Annotated in this window: 17 protein-coding genes; 7 read left to right on the forward strand and 10 right to left on the reverse strand. The window is 66.4% G+C overall.

All coding sequences use genetic code 11. The features are described 5' to 3' along the window. The first annotated feature begins 70 nt into the window (after positions 1–70). Positions 71–328 carry a hypothetical protein gene (locus NAMU_RS29280; protein ID WP_083785830.1) on the forward strand — a complete coding sequence of 86 codons (258 nt, stop codon included), beginning with the start codon at positions 71–73 and terminating at the stop codon, positions 326–328. Between the two features lie 754 nt (positions 329–1,082). On the opposite strand, the gene NAMU_RS13170 is transcribed toward NAMU_RS29280, so the two are convergent. Together NAMU_RS13170 and NAMU_RS28365 are read right to left on the reverse strand one after the other, a co-directional pair. Then, positions 1,083–3,602: a S8 family peptidase gene (locus tag NAMU_RS13170; protein WP_015747884.1), complete on the reverse strand. Its 2,520-nt coding sequence runs from the start codon at positions 3,600–3,602 to the stop codon at positions 1,083–1,085. After that, on the reverse strand, positions 3,599–4,567 hold the full coding sequence (locus NAMU_RS28365) for an AAA family ATPase (protein WP_015747885.1): 969 nt from the start codon (positions 4,565–4,567) through the stop codon (positions 3,599–3,601). The genes NAMU_RS13170 and NAMU_RS28365 overlap by 4 nt, the downstream gene beginning before the upstream one ends. 392 nt (positions 4,568–4,959) lie before the next feature. Between NAMU_RS28365 and NAMU_RS13180 the strand changes: the two genes are divergently transcribed. Then, the gene (locus tag NAMU_RS13180; RefSeq protein ID WP_052307936.1) at positions 4,960–5,676 is read left to right on the forward strand and encodes a TIGR02391 family protein; all 717 of its coding nucleotides are present in this window, start codon (positions 4,960–4,962) and stop codon (positions 5,674–5,676) included. Between the two features lie 236 nt (positions 5,677–5,912). On the opposite strand, the gene NAMU_RS31025 is transcribed toward NAMU_RS13180, so the two are convergent. Continuing rightward, positions 5,913–6,116 carry a hypothetical protein gene (locus tag NAMU_RS31025; protein ID WP_041368878.1) on the reverse strand — a complete coding sequence of 68 codons (204 nt, stop codon included), beginning with the start codon at positions 6,114–6,116 and terminating at the stop codon, positions 5,913–5,915. On the opposite strand from NAMU_RS31025, the gene NAMU_RS31815 reads away from it, so the two are divergent. From NAMU_RS31815 to NAMU_RS13200, 4 genes are all read left to right on the forward strand, one after another. Beyond that, entirely contained in the window at positions 6,099–6,719 is a 621-nt protein-coding gene (locus NAMU_RS31815; protein ID WP_407669244.1) for a hypothetical protein, read from the forward strand. The two genes, NAMU_RS31025 and NAMU_RS31815, sit on opposite strands and share 18 nt — an antisense overlap. A gap of 617 nt (positions 6,720–7,336) precedes the next feature. Then, a complete protein-coding gene (locus NAMU_RS13195) occupies positions 7,337–7,717 on the forward strand; it encodes a MerR family transcriptional regulator (RefSeq protein ID WP_015747888.1) in 381 nt (126 codons plus the stop codon). Positions 7,718–8,106: 389 nt separating this feature from the next. After that, positions 8,107–8,793, forward strand: coding sequence for a DUF6287 domain-containing protein (locus tag NAMU_RS29285; protein ID WP_138180161.1), 687 nt, complete (start codon positions 8,107–8,109; stop codon positions 8,791–8,793). Between the two features lie 421 nt (positions 8,794–9,214). Further along, complete coding sequence (locus NAMU_RS13200) at positions 9,215–9,466, forward strand: hypothetical protein (RefSeq protein WP_041368882.1); 252 nt, start codon at positions 9,215–9,217, stop codon at positions 9,464–9,466. Positions 9,467–9,482: 16 nt separating this feature from the next. On the opposite strand, the gene NAMU_RS29290 is transcribed toward NAMU_RS13200, so the two are convergent. The 5 genes from NAMU_RS29290 to NAMU_RS13220 all read right to left on the reverse strand — a co-directional run bounded on the left by NAMU_RS29290 (position 9,483) and on the right by NAMU_RS13220 (position 15,495). Next, positions 9,483–10,436, reverse strand: a complete 954-nt coding sequence (locus NAMU_RS29290) for a hypothetical protein (RefSeq protein WP_138180163.1) — start codon at positions 10,434–10,436, stop codon at positions 9,483–9,485. Positions 10,437–10,756: 320 nt separating this feature from the next. Next, positions 10,757–11,125 carry a hypothetical protein gene (locus NAMU_RS13205; protein ID WP_015747891.1) on the reverse strand — a complete coding sequence of 123 codons (369 nt, stop codon included), beginning with the start codon at positions 11,123–11,125 and terminating at the stop codon, positions 10,757–10,759. Between the two features lie 145 nt (positions 11,126–11,270). Continuing rightward, complete coding sequence (locus NAMU_RS27420) at positions 11,271–12,221, reverse strand: hypothetical protein (protein WP_015747892.1); 951 nt, start codon at positions 12,219–12,221, stop codon at positions 11,271–11,273. A 47-nt stretch (positions 12,222–12,268) separates the two neighbouring features. Then, entirely contained in the window at positions 12,269–14,263 is a 1,995-nt protein-coding gene (locus NAMU_RS13215) for an ATP-binding protein (protein ID WP_015747893.1), read from the reverse strand. 113 nt (positions 14,264–14,376) lie between these two features. Next, positions 14,377–15,495, reverse strand: a complete 1,119-nt coding sequence (locus NAMU_RS13220; RefSeq protein WP_015747894.1) for an AAA family ATPase — start codon at positions 15,493–15,495, stop codon at positions 14,377–14,379. 172 nt (positions 15,496–15,667) lie between these two features. On the opposite strand from NAMU_RS13220, the gene NAMU_RS13225 reads away from it, so the two are divergent. Beyond that, on the forward strand, positions 15,668–16,009 hold the full coding sequence (locus tag NAMU_RS13225; protein WP_015747895.1) for a histone-like nucleoid-structuring protein Lsr2: 342 nt from the start codon (positions 15,668–15,670) through the stop codon (positions 16,007–16,009). A 180-nt stretch (positions 16,010–16,189) separates the two neighbouring features. Here the strand turns inward: NAMU_RS13225 and NAMU_RS13230 are convergent, their stop codons facing one another. Both NAMU_RS13230 and NAMU_RS13235 read right to left on the reverse strand, forming a co-directional pair. Then, entirely contained in the window at positions 16,190–17,536 is a 1,347-nt protein-coding gene (locus tag NAMU_RS13230) for a vWA domain-containing protein (RefSeq protein ID WP_015747896.1), read from the reverse strand. A 20-nt stretch (positions 17,537–17,556) separates the two neighbouring features. After that, positions 17,557–18,717, reverse strand: coding sequence for a hypothetical protein (locus NAMU_RS13235; RefSeq protein ID WP_015747897.1), 1,161 nt, complete (start codon positions 18,715–18,717; stop codon positions 17,557–17,559). Positions 18,718–18,750: the final 33 nt, after the last annotated feature.

Consider the following 18,750-nt stretch of genomic DNA (forward strand, 5'->3'; position numbering starts at 1 on the left):
CCAGCCTCCGCGTTCTGGCCCTCGGTCCTCGTTGTCCGTCATCTTGCGACGAGGCTACCGTCCGAACGGTATGGCGATCGGTATGGCAGGGACGATGAAGGTGACGGTGGCTCTGCCCGTGGAATCCGTGGAGGCCATTCGCCGACTGGTCGCCGACGGTGGGGCCGACGTTCGTCCAGCACGCCATGCAGGTCTCGCTGGACGACGTGGCCGGGGGGCGCTGCTCCGGCAGGCGCTGGCGGACACCGAGGGAGCGATGACCGACCAGGAGCTTCAGTGGGCCGATCAGGTGCTTGGCAGGTCCGGTTCGGCCGGAATCGCGGCGTGAACCCGGGCGTCACGATGGACGCCGGCCCGCTGATCGCACTGGACCGGGCGGACCGTCGGGTGATCGTTCTGCTCGGCCGGGCCGACCCGACCGGGGCCGCCCGTCATCGTCCCCGGTGCCGCGCACTGCCCAAGCGATCCGCGACCCCGCCCGGCAGGCCCGGCTCGCCTGCTTGTTGCGACAGCCTCGAACCCGGGTCGCACCACTGGACCGCGTGGACGCGACCGACGTCGGGCGACTGCTCGCCGCCAGCGGCACCAGCGACCCCGACGACCTGCGCATGCTCGACTCCAACCTGGCACTCGACGGCACCTGAACGTCGGACAGTGCAACCAGCGCGAACTCCGCGCGGCCGGGTCGGGACAAGAACCGCCGCCCTGGGTCGGGAACTGGAGCGGCGGGGGAGTCAAGATATTTGGTGCTTCGTCCCTGTCCCCAAGACTTGGCGAGCCTTGGCGGCCGCGGTTCCCGTCGGACTGTTTCGCGTTTGAGGTAACCGATCGCTCCGTCACCCAACCGGCACTCACGCCCGTCGAACCGCGTAGGCGATTCTCTCCCGCACGCGGCTTCACCGACGTCGTTTACCGTCGGCATTCGATGGCACCCGCCAGGCCCGGAAAGGCCTGGATGCAGGACCGATTCCTCGGTCCAGCCGCCGACCGCCCGCTTCGCCCAGGACCAAGATCGAGTTCACTTTCGAAGATCAACTTCGGGTCATGGCATACGATCGATCGAGGCCGATTCGCCGGGGCGATCATGACGTGGGTCGGATCCGGACCAGCGAACGGATCTGGTCGAAAACCTGTGAGTACACATCGACGCCAATTGTTGGCGAAACCCAGATGGATGCGACCGCGGCGTAGTCGATCAACTCACCGAATAACCCACCGGCCTGCTCGTAGCACTTGACGCGGATCGTGATGGCCGAGCCTTGCCCGCTTGCCCAAGCCTTCTCGATGTCCCACCGGAGGTGCTGGACTGTTGCCGCGCCTGCCTTTGACGCGTCGGCCGAGATCCCTGAAGCTGCACCGAAGTCGGGAACAGGACCTTCCGGCTTCACGAAAGAGAGTGCAGCGCGACGGTACTGGCGGTGCCGCCAGTTCACCGGCGAAAGCCAAGCAAGGGTGGCGTCGATCCGCTTGGCTTCCCGAACACTGAGGCCGTCCGGTAGCGGGATGGTCAACTCTTGCTCGGTTGCCGGGCCGATCTGGCCGAGGAACAGCAATACTGCTTCGTTGGTGGCGCAGCCGGCAGAAAAATCACGGATGAGAATTCCGTTGCCGATCGCGCGTTCCAGAGGAAAAACCGAGGTGCTTAGGTCGTCGAATCCACCAACGCCGTGAACGAGCAGCGCCTTAATCGCCGCAGCACGCTGGCGGCGGGTGATCGGTCGGCCCTCTGTGACCGTGTCGACGATGTCGTGGAGGCGGGCAGCCTGGCGTGAGACGAGGGCGGCCGAGACGCTCGTCCCGATGGTATGAGTCTCTCGACCGGCTGTGGGCGCAGCTACCCTGATCCCAGGGCCGAGGGCTCCCGCCGGCCGAAACTTGATGATGTTGGTTGTGGTCCCGCCGCTGGCAAAACAGGCGCGGCCACCCGGAGCCGCGAGGTCAGGCTTGAGGCTTCGCCGATAGCCCGACCCGGTGGCCGATATTGGGCTGACACTTCTAAGCCCATCGTTGGGATCGACGCGGTAGCCAAGCTCCGCATCTGGCGCGGCATCTTCGTGGGTCGCGCCGATCGTCAACCCGTTGATTGATTCAGCGGGAGCGATCAGGCGTCTTAGGTTTTGTTGCCGCGCCAGCGCCGCGAGCGTCGCCTGGCGGCGCTCATCTCCCGTGAGCGACGCGAGTTGGCTGCTGTCATTCGGTGCGAGATCGAGCGACGTGTAGTTGCCGGCCGACACGATGACAAGGACGCCATAGTGGTAGCTGAGCCAATCGATCATGCGCGCCCACGACGACAACACAGTGTCGAAAGGAGTCGCAGGATCGCCAACGGAGAGATTGATAATCGTGACATCGGGGGCGGCGGCGGGAGTGCCGTCAACCTGCTCCTCAAACAGGTCGCGAAAGGCTCGCCGCATTAGGTCAGGTGCGAGAGCCTCAACTGGCAGTTCCTCGATGCGATCGATGGTCTCGTCGCAGGGGCGCAAGATGGGCCGAACGAGGACCGGCCGTGTCGCTGCTGGCTCGCCGGAACCGCGGTCGCCCCAGATCGCAGCCGATACCATGGCCGTCCCATGTCTACGCTCTTCCACCGTGTAATCGGACTGGAGATCGTCAGGATCGAGGATCGTCACGCGCCCGGCGAGCACCGGATGGTTCGAAGCGGGGACCCCGTCGAACAGGCACAGCACTGGTCTATCGATCGGCGGCGACGCGTCCACGGTGACGTCGTAGTCGTTGTCGTCACCTGTCGGTAAGGCAACCTGGCCGGTTGCTCGCAGGTACATGACGTTGGCGGACTGCACTGTCTGGACTGCCCCGAAATCACGCCGAGCGAGTCGTTCGACGAGCCGGTTCGGCAGCCTGGCCTTGAGCCCGTGGTAGCCAATGTCCTCGATGATCGCAGAGGACGTAACGGACCCTCCGTCGCGGTGGAGCAACGCGGTCACTTCTGTTTGAACGGCCGTACGGCGGTCGGCCGACGCGCGGAACCACAGCTCGATGTCAATGGGTACGAGCGCCTCGGGGTCGCGACCGGCGAAATGAGCTTCCCAGTCGATGAGCTTCAGTCGGTCTTGTGGTCCCCAAAGACGCACGTCCTTTAGATGTGCGAAGAAGTCCCGCAACGGTGTGCGTCCGCGAGGCAAGTTCTCGCCTCGCCGCCAAGCACGCCAAAGAGACAGCAGGTCGTCGAGCGAGGCCTGGTTGACGCAGATGGCATGCAGGCAGGATGTGACGAGCGGACTGCGAGCCTTCTTGGACACCAGTTCGAACTCGTCGTCGGGATCGACCCGTGACTCGGCCTGACTGATGATCTCGATACCGAGCTTGTCGGCCACACCGGTGAGGTCGATGTTCTCGTCGCGTGCTTCCAACACGAGTACGAGTTGCGGGTCGGCCGCTTGGATAGATTCGGAGAGCTGGATCTGTTCACCGAGTGCGGCTTCCAACGCGTCGAATTGATCCTCGAGACGCTGGACACGGGCCTCTACGTTGATGAGCTTGACACGGCCTCCACCACCGCTCGGGCGACGAATGTCTCTCGGTACGCTTACCGTGCCCACGATGATCGGCCGCTGCGGTGAGACGTCGCCGACGGCGGTCACGTCTGACTATTTCGATTGCGGGTCGCCCATTCCCTGAGGACGCGTTGCGTGACTTCGCGAGCCTTTGGTTCAGGGCCGGACAGGATGGAGCGGCGCTGCACGTCCAGCGCGAACTGTTCGAGTTCAGCGAAGCTGACGCCGTAGAGTCGTTCGGCGATAGTCTTGGGCGCAAGGCCGAGATCAATTCTTGTGCGCTGTGACCATGCGCCCAGAAACTCAACCGCGGCAGCTCGAGTTGGTCGGGGAAGCTCGATTCGCAGCTGCATCCGCCGCCAGACCGCGCGGTCGAGCAATTCAGCGTGGTTGGTGGCGGCGACAACCACGACGTAGCTCGGTAGCTTGTCAACCTGAAGAAGCAGCGAGCTGACGACTCGCTTAATCTCGCCAGTCTCATGAGTGTCGCCACGCTCCTTGGCGACCGCATCGAACTCGTCGAAGAACAGAACGCAGGGACGAATGCGCACGGCGGCAAACAGGGTCTCGAGCCGAGATGCCGTCTCGCCGAGAAAGCTTCCGATGAGACCTTCGTAACGAGCAGTCAGAAGCGGGACAGCCAGTTCAGTGGCCAGAGCTTCTGCGAGAGTGGTCTTGCCTCCGCCCGGAGGACCCACCAGGAGAATGCGATGACGTGGTTCGACCCCATGACTTCGCAGAAGGTCGCGGCGGTGGTGTTCTTCAACCAGATCGTTGATCGTTTGGCGTGCAGCTGGAGGTAGCACGAGGTCGGCGACACGCCTCGCGGGCTCGCCCTCATGAAGGAGGGCGCCTGCGTCGTTCCGCGCAAGCGGGGAGATGTTGGAGGTCGGCCGGCGCCTGGATAGCGCGTCTGTCAGTTGGGAAGCAAGGACGCTGTGCCTCTTACCCTCTTCTTCGGCGATAAGGGCCTCGGCTGCTCGGCGGAACGCCAGGTCGTCGCCACCTGCGCCAGAGCTGACTAGTGCCAGCAACAGGTCGGCGCGCGCCATGCTTCCTCCATTCAGACTCGCTTACCCACATCGTCCCAGACACTAGGCGGCTAGTCGGACACCGACTCGTAGGCCGATGTCTTGTCCGCAACGATCTGCGGTTGTAGCGCAGTGTCACCGGTGCAACCCGCCCTCGTGTTCACGCTGTCGCCCTCTTGGTACGGCGTCGAGGTGTAACCCCATGCTTCAAGGGTTCTGCGGGCGGTGGCCAGCGTCACGCCCGCGGAAGCTCGTCAAAGTACCTCCGCCGAACCGTTCAAACGCCAGAGTCGGGCGGTGTACGTTGACCACCCTGGCGCAGGGGAACGTCGCAACAACCGCATCGACCTTGGCCGTTGGAAGCGGAACCCGACCGCGGACCTTCGTCGGTGGTTGGGGCTACTTTGACCACCGTGGATGCCAAGAGAGCCGCCGAAGCGCTCCGGGACCTCAAGTCTTGGGCCGAGACTGACGACGCGATCCAGCGCGAGACGCCGCAGCACACTGCGTGGAAGGCGAAGGTCCAGGGCGTCCTCGATCGAAGCCTCGGGCATGAGGCTTCGACGACCAAGGAGTTCCGCGAGCTCCGCTACTTCGTTGGCGTCTGGTCCGGTGCAATCGGCGAGGCGGAGCGAGATGCCCAGTACTTTCGTGGCAGGGTGCATGACGCTATGGCGCTGATCGAGGCCGCAATATACGAACTCGAGGTCGGTCTTCACGACGAGACCATCGACAGCGGCAGCTTCGATGCGGGGCTCTGGGATCATGTCAAGCACAACGTCGAGGAAGAGCGCTGGGACCAGGTGGCCTCAGCTGCTGTGATCTACACGGAGGACAAGGTCCGCCGCTGGTCATGCTCGCCCACGGACAGGCAGGGCCGGAAGGTCACAGGCAAGGACCTCTTCGTCCGGGCGCTCGCCGCAGACGGACCGCTACCGCTCGGCTCCCAGCCGAATGAGCAGGACGGCTGGCGCAACCTCGGCACTGGCCTCGTAGCGGCGCTCGGCAACGTCGATCGGCACAACATCCAGGAGCGCGACGACCTCCGCCGGTACGCGATGGGCGTGGTGGGACTGGCGAGCTTGCTGCTGACGCAGATCCGGTATCAACACCCCGGTGCAGTGCGTTGACGCAGATTCGTTGCTCTGACGGTCAAGGGCAAGCCGATTGCGCGACTGCATCCCTTGAACAAGAGGCTTCGCACCCGACTTGAGGTGAGGTGGTCCGCGACGCCGCGCATGACCAGCATGTGCAGCGCCAACCAGACCCAACGACACGTCACCTGGCCGACCTCGACGCGCTCCTGGGCGTCATTCACGGTCCCATACCGAACGTGGCCGGCTCCGGCCCGGCGGCCGAAGCACGGTCACTGATGATCAACGCCGTCCGGTGGGGCGGCCGGTACATCGGCGGTGCAGCGCCCTACGGATACCGCCTGATCCACGACCAACCGCACCACAACCCCGGCAAGGCCATCCGGGGCGAACGGCGAGCGCACCTCGAACCCGACCGCGATCAGGCGCCGATCCTGCAGGAGATCTTCCACCGCATCGTGGCTGGCGACGGACACACCACCCTGATCAACCACCTGACACAGCGAGCCGTACCGCCACCGACCCGACGCGGATCCGCTGGGTGGAACGTGAATGCAATCTCCTCGATCCTGGACAACCCGCGGTGCACCGGCTTTGAGTATTGGCACTCCTACAGCGCCCGCCGTAACCCGGCCTGCCGCCGGAAGTTTACCGGATCCTGGTGCGATCGGACCGCCCCGCGCATCCCGCCCTCGTCACCATCCAGGACTTCCTCGCGGTGTCCACGATGCGCGCCCAACCGGTCAGACCCCGAGCTAGTCGCACCAGCGACGCGGGGCCGGTCCTACTCCACCGGATCAGCTGCGCCAACTGCGGCCGCATCATGGGGGTCTCGTCCAAGGACGGCCAGGTCCGATACCGATGCCGCCCAACACCGGGCGACCCGGCGGCCAGCCACCGATCGTCGGTCTACGTCGCCGAATCGCGGGTACTCGCTGCACTCGAACCATGGTTGCGCCAAACAGTCCAAGACGGGCCCATCATGGGCCACCGCAAACCCCCAACGCGCGCGATCATCGACGCCGTCAACCTCCGAGTCACCTACGACCCCGGGGCCGACAGCATCCACGCCGCAATAGGTGTCGGTCGAGAGGTGACGATCAACCTCACCCGCAATTGATCGAACAAGGGAGGTGTAATTGAGTGTCCGAGGGGGGACTTGAGCCGACCATCCAACCAATCGCCACCCAGTGGGATCCGCTTGGCCTGGTAAAACGTCTGAACCGGTGTGGTCCGACGGGACCCGCAAACCGGCCTTCGTGCCCATCATGGGCACGCTCGGCGATGCCGGCCTCCCGGCCCGCACGACATACGGTGACGAGGACACCGCCTCAACGGCATGGTGGTCGGTCTGGCGAAGGTCACCGTCACACTGCCGGTGGTCTCCGCGGAGGCTATCTGCCGACTGGTCGCCGATGGCAAGGCCGATAGCGTCTCCGTGTTCGTAGAGCACCGCCATGCAGGTGTCCCTGGACAATGTCGCCGGGTGGAGCGCCCGGACGCCGCGGTCGCCGATGCTCGGACAGGCACTGCTGGACACCGGGGAGGGATGTCGGCCCAGAGTGGATAATCCCGGCAGCTGCTGGTTTCCTACAATGATGTCGGCGTCTCCGGCGCGACCTACCGTTGCGCCGGTGATCGGATAAACCGGCGGGACCGGGACTGACCGTCACCGTGCGGGGGAGGGCCGAGAAGCATGATCACCATCGGTCAGCTCGCCCGGTACGCCGGCGTGACGGTCAAGGCGGTTCGGCACTACCACCGGTGGGGCCTGCTCGACGAACCACAGCGGGACTCGTCCGGCTACCGGCGATACACCGCGGCAGACGCGCTCCAGGTGGTGAAGATCAGGATCCTGGCACGGGGCCGGCGTGCCGCTTGCCGCATCAAGGACCTGCTGACCGCCCACCCCGACCAGTTCACCGCCGCCGTCGCCGACATCGACCGCAGCCTGCGGGAATGGGCCGAGGCGATCCGCGACGCCCGCCTGCGTCTGGCCCAATTGGCCGCCGGCGACGAAGCCTTCGTCCCGAGGACGTGGCCGGCTATCTCGGCCGGCTGCGGGAACTCGGCGTGAGCCGGCGCGCGATCCGGATGGAGCGGGACGGGTGGATCCTGGTGCACTCCGCCTCCACGGGCGCAAGCGGCCGGGTGGATCGCCGACAAACTCGCGGCGATCGAGGACCCGGCGTTCACCGCGATCTACATGCGATCTGACCGCCGAGCACGCGGCCGAGGCTGCAGGTGCCGCACCGGCAGGGAGGCTGGATGAACCAGATTGGCCGGCCGGATCCAGCCGCCGGACTTGGCGGAGCAGTGGTGGCCGGGCATCGATCTGGCAGAATCGACCAAGGAGGGCCACCGCAGAACGGTCGTGTCTCAGGCGAATCAACTGGCGTTGATCGCGACGACGAGCGGGCATTGGGGGTAGCCTCGCCCCCCAGGGTCGGAACGAGGTTAGGGGACATGGGCGGTTCATTGCGAGGCCGCGCGCTGTTCCTGGTCACGACGGTGTCAGTGCTATCCGCCTGCACATCGCACCCCAACTCCGAGACATCCCCCTCAGCGTCCGGACGTCCAACCATAGAAAGCTCGTCCGCAACGACGGCAAGCACCGTCGCAGGGGACCCGACAGCGCTTACGGCCGACAGCGCGGAGGTCACCACGTCCGCCGATGCGATCGCGCCCGGCGGCCATGTCGCGCTCGATACCGACCCGGACCTGCAACAAATAGCGGCCGGAAATTACGCCAGCCTCATGGGAACGTGGACCGAAGAGGCTTATGCTGCTAATCCTCACGACGGCACTGGCGAACAATGGCATCAAGGGCGTGACGGAAGAACGCTTGACGTTACCAGCAACGATATAGTTTATGGAAGCGTCACGATACACGGAGGTACCCTGACATACGACGCGGGTAACGGCCCGACATCTCTCCCCCTCTCCTTTCGAAATGAAGGGGAATATCTAGAGGCATCGCCCGTGGACCAGGATGTTGTTATTAACTGGCTTGTTAGGTTCTACCCTAACGGGACGGTCGACCTCAACTCCGATCTACTTCCCAACAATGGCGTGACCCTCGATAACTCGAAGAATACGATTTACATTTGGTCGAGCAATAACGGCATCTCCGAAGTATTCTTTCAGGTCTAGTTTCAGGCGGTGTTTGGGCGCGTCCGGCGCAGGTTGGCCAATCTGCCCATGATCCTAGCCACGCCGATCGCCGAATGACTGGCCAAGCGATATTTTGCTGACCTGCCGCAAGGTGGCCGTCTCGGTGTGGGATCGGAGTCGTCCGACGGGATCTGCACGGTCGTGTCGGCGACCTGCCAGGCGCGCCTGACCCCGTTCTCGTCGACGTGCGTGGCGGTGCTGAACGATTCGACGGCGACGTCGGGGCGGGTGCCTTGCGCCAGGTCAGCACATCGAACCCGGCCGCGAACAGGTCGGCGAACAGGGCCGGAGACCAGCCGCCCCGGTCGAAATCGACCAGCACCCGCCGGTCGTCGCCGACGATGCGGCGGATATCGGGGAGCCGGCGGCGGATCTCGGCGGCCAACGACGCGACGGACGGGTGGCCATCACCACCCACACCAGAGCCCCGTGGGCGTCGGCGATCCACGTTTCCACGGTGGCCGGCGCAGGGAACCGCAGCCGGGACACGTACGTCAAGTTGATCGCCGATACTGCCGACGACGAAGAGACCGATAACAAGTCGAAGTCGGCCGAGCTTGAAGCAGCGAAAGCTCGTCATGTCTTATACCGGCCGAACTTGCAACTCCTGACCGGGATCGCCGAGTTCGAGGCAGCGGTATTAGCGGTATGACAAATGACGACATTTTCTAGAACTGCGGATAACTCTCACAGAAATTGGGGTTGGACACATCGACTGGTGTATTCCAGTTAAGTGCACCCCAATGTACAACTGGCGGGGTAACCTGATTCAACATCACGCCGGGGTTGTCCATGTCGCATAAGGACGCCGTTAATCGAAACGGAGTAGCGCCATTCACACCCTGTAATCCAATCGTTTGAGTTCCATGTTGGCCACCCACTGCGTAATCGTACGAAATGTTGAATTCAAATGAGTTCGTCCGGCTGGCCCGAGCCAAGACGATCAGCTTCACCTTATCGGTACTTGTAATCTCTACGTCGTGCGAATTGTCAAACAAGGCCCCATCTGAACTGTGACCGTCGGGATCCGGCACATTCTCTAGCTGAATTGGCTGATCATCCTCGAAATTCAGAAAGCCTCTCAATGGAGGGCCGCCGCCCCCGCCCTCCCCCCAGTGGCCAATTCTTGGGCCAGCGGGCACTGGACCAGCGACCACATCGCTCGCGCGAATGTTGCTGATTGTGGTGCTGGCCGTGTTGGCACCTTCGAGTGTCATTGTGATATACAGGTATCCAACGGAATATGCGCCACCACGAAGCTCTCTCATGAAGAATGCATCGTCACCCGCGGATCTCATTTCGGTGAAATCCGTATTCACGAACTCGCTAGAGTCGGTGTCAAGGTTGTAGGCAGCAAGCCAGGCAATATCGCCACTACGTACCGTGAGGATATCGACATTCGGAGCCTGCGTTTCGTCGGGTGCCCCCCAACCAAATGGATGCTGGGTCATAACGAAATTGGTGGCGGCGATCGTCAGAGAAACTAGACCGATGACGATACCTATGACAGCGAGGCGATGCGCACGTATCCACGACTCTTTTGATCTTGGATCAGCGGCTATCTGGCTAGCAGTTGATTTGGCTTCCTGTGAAGGCTGTAGCATGTCCCCCTGAGATGTCATGGCTTCGACGATCTCATATCGGCATCGAGCACGTCCCTGCAGGGGTGCATTGCCTGCGCGGGTCACGGCTGACGGTCAAAGTTCGAGCCACAGGTAGACAGAGACCGTGGGGTGATGTCCGTGCAAAGGCGCCTGCCCAGCACCACTATCCAGGCCGTCGCCGCCAGGTCGCGTAATGGCTCTTCTCGAAAGTTCCCGTCCGCCGGGGTGAAGCGAGGATGGGGCCCTGCCGAAACCGGACGAAGCGGGCGGCGCGCACTGGTCACCCCGCGACGAGGCCGGCGACCGGTTGCCTGCCAAGCGGTGGATCTTGAGCGAGGTCAATGGTGGGCGGGCCATGGATGACACGCGCCGACTCCGGCAGCGTGGGCCACGGCAGCCAGCACGAGATCGGTTCGAATCACGTCCAGGGCGGCGACGGCAGTCACGAGGTCGACCCGTTCGCCGTTCCCCAGTGAGGCGATGATCGCGAGCAGTCCTCGTTCGCCACCGGAGAAGGCCGCCGTGTTGTCCTCGGTCAGTTGGGTCCAGTCGATCCAGGTGTCGCCGTCGTCGATCCGGACCCAGGGATACCCGTGGTTGGCGAACCGGCCGCCGAACGACCGGAGGAGCAGTTCGACGGCCGCCTCGGTGGGACGGTTACCTCGCGCCCAGTCGCGCAGCTCGGATGCTTGTGGCGTCGTCGACATCGCGTCGGCCCTTTCGGATTCGTCGTGGGTCTGCTCACGACCTATGCCGGTCCGGGCCTTTGGGGTGGCGTGACCGGACCAGGCGACGTGACAGATCGGATAGTGCTCGGTCCGCCCGCGATCGGTTGACCACGGGCGGACCGCGTCATGCAGCGACTGCCTCGTCGCCCGGGTTGTCGTCGACGTCATAGTCGTCGACCTCGCTGTCGCCATCGTCTGCGATGCCGACGATGGTCGTGGCATCGGGATCGCCCGAGGTGACGTCGACTTCCTTGGTTCGCCAGGTGGTTTCGGTGAGCTTGCCGGCGGCGGTGTCGAGCACGGTGTAGCGGCAGACGCGGATCTTGGCGTATCCGGCGTCGCGGGGGATCGCGACGACGTCGCGCGGGTTGAACGCGACGAGCAGCAGGCGGCCGTGGTCGCCGGCCCACCCGCTGGCGTAGTCGTGGGTGCCGACGTGCAGTCCCTGGGAGCAGGGGGCGTCGCGCTCGTTGTCGACCTCGGAGCGGGCCATGACCAGGGTTGCGCCGACCGGGTTGGGGATGTGACCGGTGTGCGGGACGCCGTCGACCCAGACGGTGTTGCTGCCGGCGGTGATGGAGGTGTTCTGCTCGTCGCGGTGCACTCCCTTGTAGCCGACGAGTAGGCCGTCCTCGGTGATGGTCATGCCGCGGTCGGAAATCCACCGGTACAGCCGCTTGCGGACGTGGCGGGCGGGGTTGGCGGCCAGGTTCTCCAGGAAGTTGACCGGCCCGGTCCAGCTGTCGTCGTTCTGCTCGACCTTGGCGACGATGTGGTCGGCCAGCGCACCGTGGATCGGGTCGCCGTCGAAGAACAGGGTGCCGCCGAGGTAGGTGACCCGGTCAGTCAGGGCGCGCATGGCCGCGATGGCGGTGTCGGCGAAGTCGATGAGCGCGAGCAGGTCGGATTCGACGGCGGCGAGGGCCTCGGGGGCAGCGTCGTACTCACGGGTGAGCAGGTCGCAGATCTGGTCGAACTTCGGGTGGTCGCCGGCGATGACGTGCGGGCGACCGGCGAGCGCGAGCATCAGGTTGCGCCCGGACTCGTTCTCGGTGCGGATGAAGGGGATTCGCATGGTGACCTCCCGGTCGGCTGGTGACTTGTGTTCGGTGTCTGGCTGTCTCATGTGCGGCCTGGGCGCGCCGCCCCGAACGGATTGGGGGCGATCGCGTTGGCGTAGAGCACCAGGTGATCGAGCGCGTTCTCGTCGTACTGGAAGTTGGCGGCCCTGACCAGCAGCGGAAGATCGCGGTGGAGGGCGGGAAGCCCGCGGTGGGGGACGCGGCCGGCGTGCCTCTGGATCAGTTCGCGGGTCTCGGGGTCCAGGGACGTGAACGAGGCGGCGGCGGTGACGGCGCGGTGGTAGGTCGGGTGCGTGATGCGGTCGGCCCGGCTCTTGCCGAGGGCGGAGATCGCGGCCTTGACGGCGTTGTGCTCGCGCATGGCGGCGACCAGATCATCGAGGCTGCCGAGTGCGGCGAACCGGTCGTCGACCCATCGGCGGGACAGGTCGTCGGCGCGGACCGCCCGGGGAACTCGGCGGCGCAGGGCGGCGGTGGATTGGCCGCTGCGCAGGTGGATCACCAGGTAGCCGTCCAGGGCGCGGCGGAATTCGATGGATCGGATGGCGTAGGTGGGCAGGTGATCGTCGGTGTAGGCCAGGGGGTGTTCGGCGGAGTTCACCTGGTCGGCGGTCATGGTGGCCTGCCCGTTCCCGCCCACGAGTTGCACGTCGTAGCTGGTCTGGGTGCGTGGCCGGTCCGGCTCGGACGGTAGCTCGATGTCCTCGAAGCGAACCGTGTCAAGGGGGCTGTCGTCGCCCCAGGTCAGCCAGTCGACCCGGCCGCTCAGGTCGTGACCGTCGCCGAACTGCACCAGCAATCGCACGCGATTGTCCGCGACCCAGGCCTTCGCGTGCCGCCTGGCGGACCGGCCCTTCGGGACGCCCACCAGCACGGTGACCTGATCGAGGGTGGCGACGCTGAGCTTGTCCAGCGTGTTGGTGCTCAACGCCCCACGGGAGGTCTTGCCGTAGAACGTGGCGTGCGACCCGAGTTCGGCCGGCCCGAGGTCACTGATCGGCCGACCACGCCACTGGGCGGTGGACAGTCCGTGAACGCCGGTCCATTCGGCCGCGCGGCGGAGCGGAATGGTGGACAGCACGGCCATCGCCGCGCAGGTGGCGGCCGCGGTGCGCCGGTGGGCCTCCCTCTCGAATCGTTCGGGCAGATTCCGCAGAGCCGCCGCGACCGTGTCGATGGACCGTGACGTGTCGCGAACGGCCTCCCGGGAGGGGGTGATGTCGACCGAACCGATCGGCAGGAACACCGTCAGGCCGGGCCGCCCGTCGTGGACGTGCCAGGTTCCGCCGGCCCGCTCGCGCACGGCGTGCACTGCCGACGCCGGGAGGGGGTAGGCGACGCTGCCCATCACGACGGTGATGCCGCCCCGGCGGGTGTGCAGCACGTCGTTGCCGAGCCACATTCCATCGGTGTAGAGGGATTCGGGTTCGGAGCCGTCGACCAGGACGGTGCCGGGCCGCCAGGAGCGGAAGAACTTCTCGGCGGCGTCCTGCATCTGCCGGTGGTCGCCGACCGCGATGGACACGGTGACGCCGTTGGCGTCGACCGTTTCGGTCTCGGCCAGGATGTTGACCGTCCCGACTCCGTGGTTGTCCAGCGCGAAGACTGCGACGGTGCGTCGTCCGTCCTTGGTGGCGGTCACGACGAACTGTCCGCCGATGGTGAACGCGGACTTGGCGCCCAACCCGAACGACCCGATCTGGGTGTTGGTGCCGCGCTTGGTGGATGCGCCGTACCGGGCGTAGACGTTGACGATCTCGTCCCGGGACAGGCCGACGCCGTGGTCGGTGATGACCAGGGTCGGGTTCAGCGCGGTGGGCAGGGTGACCTCGACGGGGGCGGTGGTGCCGGCCGCGACGTGCGAGTCGAGCGCGTTGGTCGAGTATTCGCGCAGCACCGCCAGGTGCTTGTCGGCGTACAGGTTGGTCAGCACCTGGGTCAGGTGCGCCATGCCCTCCGGGTCCAGGGTCATCGTGGTGGACGCCACGCCCAGCGAGTTGGTGACGGACACGGCGGCCGAGGTGTCGATCTGCATGACTGCGCTCCCGGATGATCGGCGGTTCGAGGTTCGCTGTGGTCGTGCGCGGCCACCCCGGACCACCCGACCGCAACACGACAGCGCTTGATGAATAGAGCTTTTCGGGTCGGTCAGGCGGCGCTGGACCAGCGACCGGATGCGGTGAACAGGTCGCTGAACACCCGACGGGCGGCGTCGGGAATCTTGCTGCCCTTGGGTCGACCGGCCAACAGGGTGCGGATGGTGGCGGCAGCCAGGTCGGCGCGATCCGCCCGCCCGGCGGCGACCATCACGGCGATGGCGTCGTCCCACCGCCCCGGGTGGGTGCCGTCCGCGCGGCCCATCACGCTGATGGACCCGAGCAGGGCATAGAGCACGTCCGGGCGGTGCCGCCAGTCCACGATGCCTGGGTCGTCCAGCACGGCGACCGGGTCATACAGGGAGGCGGTCTCCCGCCATCCGATGAACTGGATGGCCGCGCCCTCGCCGACGCAACCGGTGACGGCCAGGTCGGCGGCGTCGACGTCGTCACGGGGCAGCTCGCCCAGGACCCGGGCGGCGTTGTGCCAGGATCGCATCGACGGCCAGGGCTTGCCGGCGTCCACGACGGTCGCGGGCATCTGGTGGATCAGGCTGCGGTGGGCCCGGGTGAACGCGACCACCTCGGATCGGGCCCGCAGCGCGTCCTCGTCGCGGTGCCGGCCGATCAGGTCGTTCATCGTGGGTTGGCTGGCGGCGGCGAAGTCGGTGAACATGCCGTCCCACCAGGCCTGGTGGTCGCTGACCCAGGTCAGGTGCAGGAATCGGTTGGCGATTGGCGCGGACAGTTCCTGCCCGTTGACCGCCATGCTCGGCGGGTTCGCCGCGGCGACGATCGAGACGGAATCCGGCAGTTGCAGGTCGCCCACCACCCGCTCCTGGCAGACCCGCAGCAGGGCGTTCATCACCGTGGGTGGGCAGGTGGTGAGTTCGTCGAGGAAAAGCAGCGCCTGGTCGGCCTCGGCGCATCGGACGGCCCAGTCGACGGGCGCGTTGCGGACGATGCCGTCGACCTCGATGGGCAGGCCGGAGATGTCGGCGGCGTCGCGGATGGAGCCGACGACGGTTTCGACGTGCCGCCCCCAGGCGGCGCCGAGCTGGTGCATGGTGGCGCTCTTGCCGGCGCCGGGTTCGCCCCAGGCCAGCACCGGGACGTTGGCCCGGACGGCGGCGGCGAGGACACGGAGGTGGATCGGATGCTGGCTGCTCATGCCGGCCCTGTGTGCGGCCGACCTCGACGTCCCGAGGAATCGATGATGCAACGGAGCAGCGCGAGCGTGGACGACCTGCTTTGGCGGCGTGTCCGTTTCCGGTTCGGGTATTCACGCAACAACGCCGTGAAGTCATTGCCGAGTCCATGGACGCATCCCGTACGATGCGGATATGGCAAAGCAAACCGTCACCACCATGGTGGACGATATCGATGGTTCGACCGACGACGTGATCACCTGTGCGTTCGGGCTGGGCAATTCTCAATTCGAGATCGATCTGAACGCCGCTCACCGCGAGGAACTGGAATCGGTACTGGCCAAGTTCATCGACGCCGCGCGCGAGGTGGGTGGCGGCCGCACCCTGCGTTCGCGCCAGACGACCAAGCGCGTCGAGCGTTCCGACCGGGAGCAGACGCAGGCGATCCGTCAGTGGGCGAAGGACAACGGGTTCGAGGTGTCCGAGCGTGGGCGCATCTCCAAGAGCGTGGTCGATGCCTTCGAGGCCGCCCACTGATCCTCCACCACATATGCACCGGCCCGGCAGTAATGCCGGGCCGGTTTCGTGTCCAGGCAACAATGAACCCGTGCCGACGACAAAGGTTCACTGGCCATCGGTGCACACAGGGGCGATCGACGGTCCGTGAAATGGTCATCGAAGTTGAGCTGAGCCGCGGGAATCACTCGGCAGCCACTGCTATTGGCGCTGGGTTCGCCTGGCCGTCGAGTTGATCCGCACGGTCCGCACCCAGTTCGGTGGCTGGGTGGTGCGCTGGCCGACGATCGCTGCGATGACGGGCACCCGCGCCGGCTGGCCGGGCCAGGGGGTTTCGCCGTCGGTGAGCACGACCACCGCGCTCGGTGCCGGTCGCAGACTCAGGGCGGCGTCGATTCCGACGCGCATGTCGGTGCCACCGCGTCCACGGACCTGGCTGATCGACACCGCGCCCTGGTACTCGACCACTTCATGCACGGCCGCATCCACGTCCAGCACCCGCAGGTCGCGACCACGGATACCGAGAGCGGCGGCGATGCCGACGATCTCGGCGGTGACCGCGGCGAGGTCGGACGCCGACATGGACCCGGAGGTGTCGCGGACCGCGGCGATCCGCGGCTGCGGCGAGTACGTGCCCGGGTAGACGACGCGTCCGGCGCCGAGCCGGACGTTGCGGCGGCGGCGGGACCGGCGGGTCCAGTCGGCGTCCGTGTTGCCGCGGCGGCAGGCGGCGGCCGCGGCCAGGTCGGCGCGGAGCACCTGCTGCCAGGGCACGGTCGGCGGGGCGAGGGTTTCGGCGGCCCGTTCGTGAAGACCCGCCGGGATGCTGCCCCGCCCTCGAATCGCGGCGTGATCGCGGATGGATGCCGCGGTGGCGATCCGCACGCGTCGCCGTTCGACCGGGCCCACCCCGGCGCCGGCCGAGTCGTCGGCTTCGGTTTCGTCGTCTCCGGGTGCGCCGGGGATCGGCCCGCCGCCGGCGCCCGGCCCGCACCCTTGATACGGCTCACCGCTGGCTGCGCCGGGTTGACCCGCCGGGGCGCCGGCCCCGCGTGGGGTCGGCGGCGATGCCGGGGTGGCGGCGTAGTAGATCTCCGCGCACCGGTGGTCGGGCTGGCCCAGCGATGCGGGAAGGATGCCGTAGGCGGCCAGCTCGGCGCAGCCGGCGTCACGCAGGTCGTCGTTGATTTCCGCGTCGGCGGCGGTGTTCCACCGGTCGTGGTCGTTGGGCCCGACACCGGCGTCACCGGCTCGTTCGGCATGTTCGTGGAACAGATGGCAGCACTCGTGCAGCAGCGCCTGCGCGCACATGGTGTCCGTCCACATCACCGGCTCTCCGGCCAGCGCAGCGAAGTTGACATACAGCCGCATCCGCCGGTCCACCGCGAAAGAGTCGACCCCGCTGAAGTTGCTGCACTGCAACGCGAACAGCATGGACGCCATGTACGGCATCTGGTCCAGGGCCAGTGCCCGCCATCGGGACAGGGCGCGGTGCTGGTCCTCGGTCGGCGATACCGGTCCCCGGGTTGCCGGACGCTGGATGCTCATGCCTGGCTCGTGTGCGGCGGTCACGCGCCGGCCAGCAGCACGTCCAGGGGTACGTCGCGGGTCACCCGACGCTCGGTGGGCACCCGGCCCGCGCTCCACCGCGGGCCGAAGTAGGCCTTCGACGCCGATCGCAGGTAGGGCTTGGCCGACAGCAGAGCCGTACCGCCGTTCGCGGCCAGCCCGGCCAGCAGGGCAACACCAGACGTGTCCACGGTGTTCGCGCGGCGGCGGTCGGTCTGCTCGACCGGTTCGACCTGCGCGTGCAGGTCGCCGTCGATCATCCGGTAGCCGGCCAGACGAGCGAAGCCGTGCCTGAACCGGTCGTCGTCGGGCTGGATGTCGGTGATCAGCAGGTCGTCGTCGACCCGGAGTCGGGCCTGACCGGTGACCCGGACCAGGGCCGGGTCGTCCCGGCGCGGCCGCCCGGCCGAGCACAGCCCGGTGAGAAGGTTCCGTTCGGTCAGCAGCGGATCAAGCCGCTGCATGGCCGTCCAGGCGTCGTCGGCCGCTTCCGCAGCCGCCAGTTGGGTTGCCTGGAAGGCCATCCCGCCCCACTCCGCGGCCTTCATGACCGCGCGTTCGGAGGTCGTAATGAAGCTCAGCGGCGACGAGCGGCCGATGGTCCGGCTCGTGCCGTCGAGCAGGACCGCGGCCAGCGCGGTGAAGAAGGGGAGAGGGTCACGGGCGTCAGGGGCGGGCAGGTTCAACGCGGACGCCCACGGTTTGACCGGCGCACCCGCCAATGAGGTCGGTGCCCAGTACTTCTCGTGGATCAGTTCGGGGATGACGACGAGGCGGGCGGTGCGTTCGGCGCGGATCAGGTGGGTGAATCGGCGGCGCATCGCGGCCACCGGGTCCGGACGCTGGTCGGTGGCGGGGATCCGGTTGGCGATCGTCGACGCCTTGGTCACGACGGTCCGGTTCACCGCCCACACCGTCGTCTCCTCGGTTCCGCCGAGAATGGTCATGGCGTCGGCGTCGTTGAATGGTCGCGGGATCCCGGCGGCCGGGCCGGCGGTGTCCATCAGATGGGGAACGCCGTTGCGGGCGAACAGGAACGTTCCGGGCGTCGCGCCAGCGACCGGTTGGCTCATCCGCGGGATCGGCGCGCCCTTCTCGTCGGCGCGCTCGCGCATCGCCGAGTCGTACTCGGTCACGGTTCGGGCGGGTGCTGCGGGCATGCCCACCTCGTGTGCGGCGCGTCTGGGGTGCCC

This window comes from Nakamurella multipartita DSM 44233 (genome assembly GCF_000024365.1).
Lineage (GTDB): Bacteria > Actinomycetota > Actinomycetes > Mycobacteriales > Nakamurellaceae > Nakamurella > Nakamurella multipartita.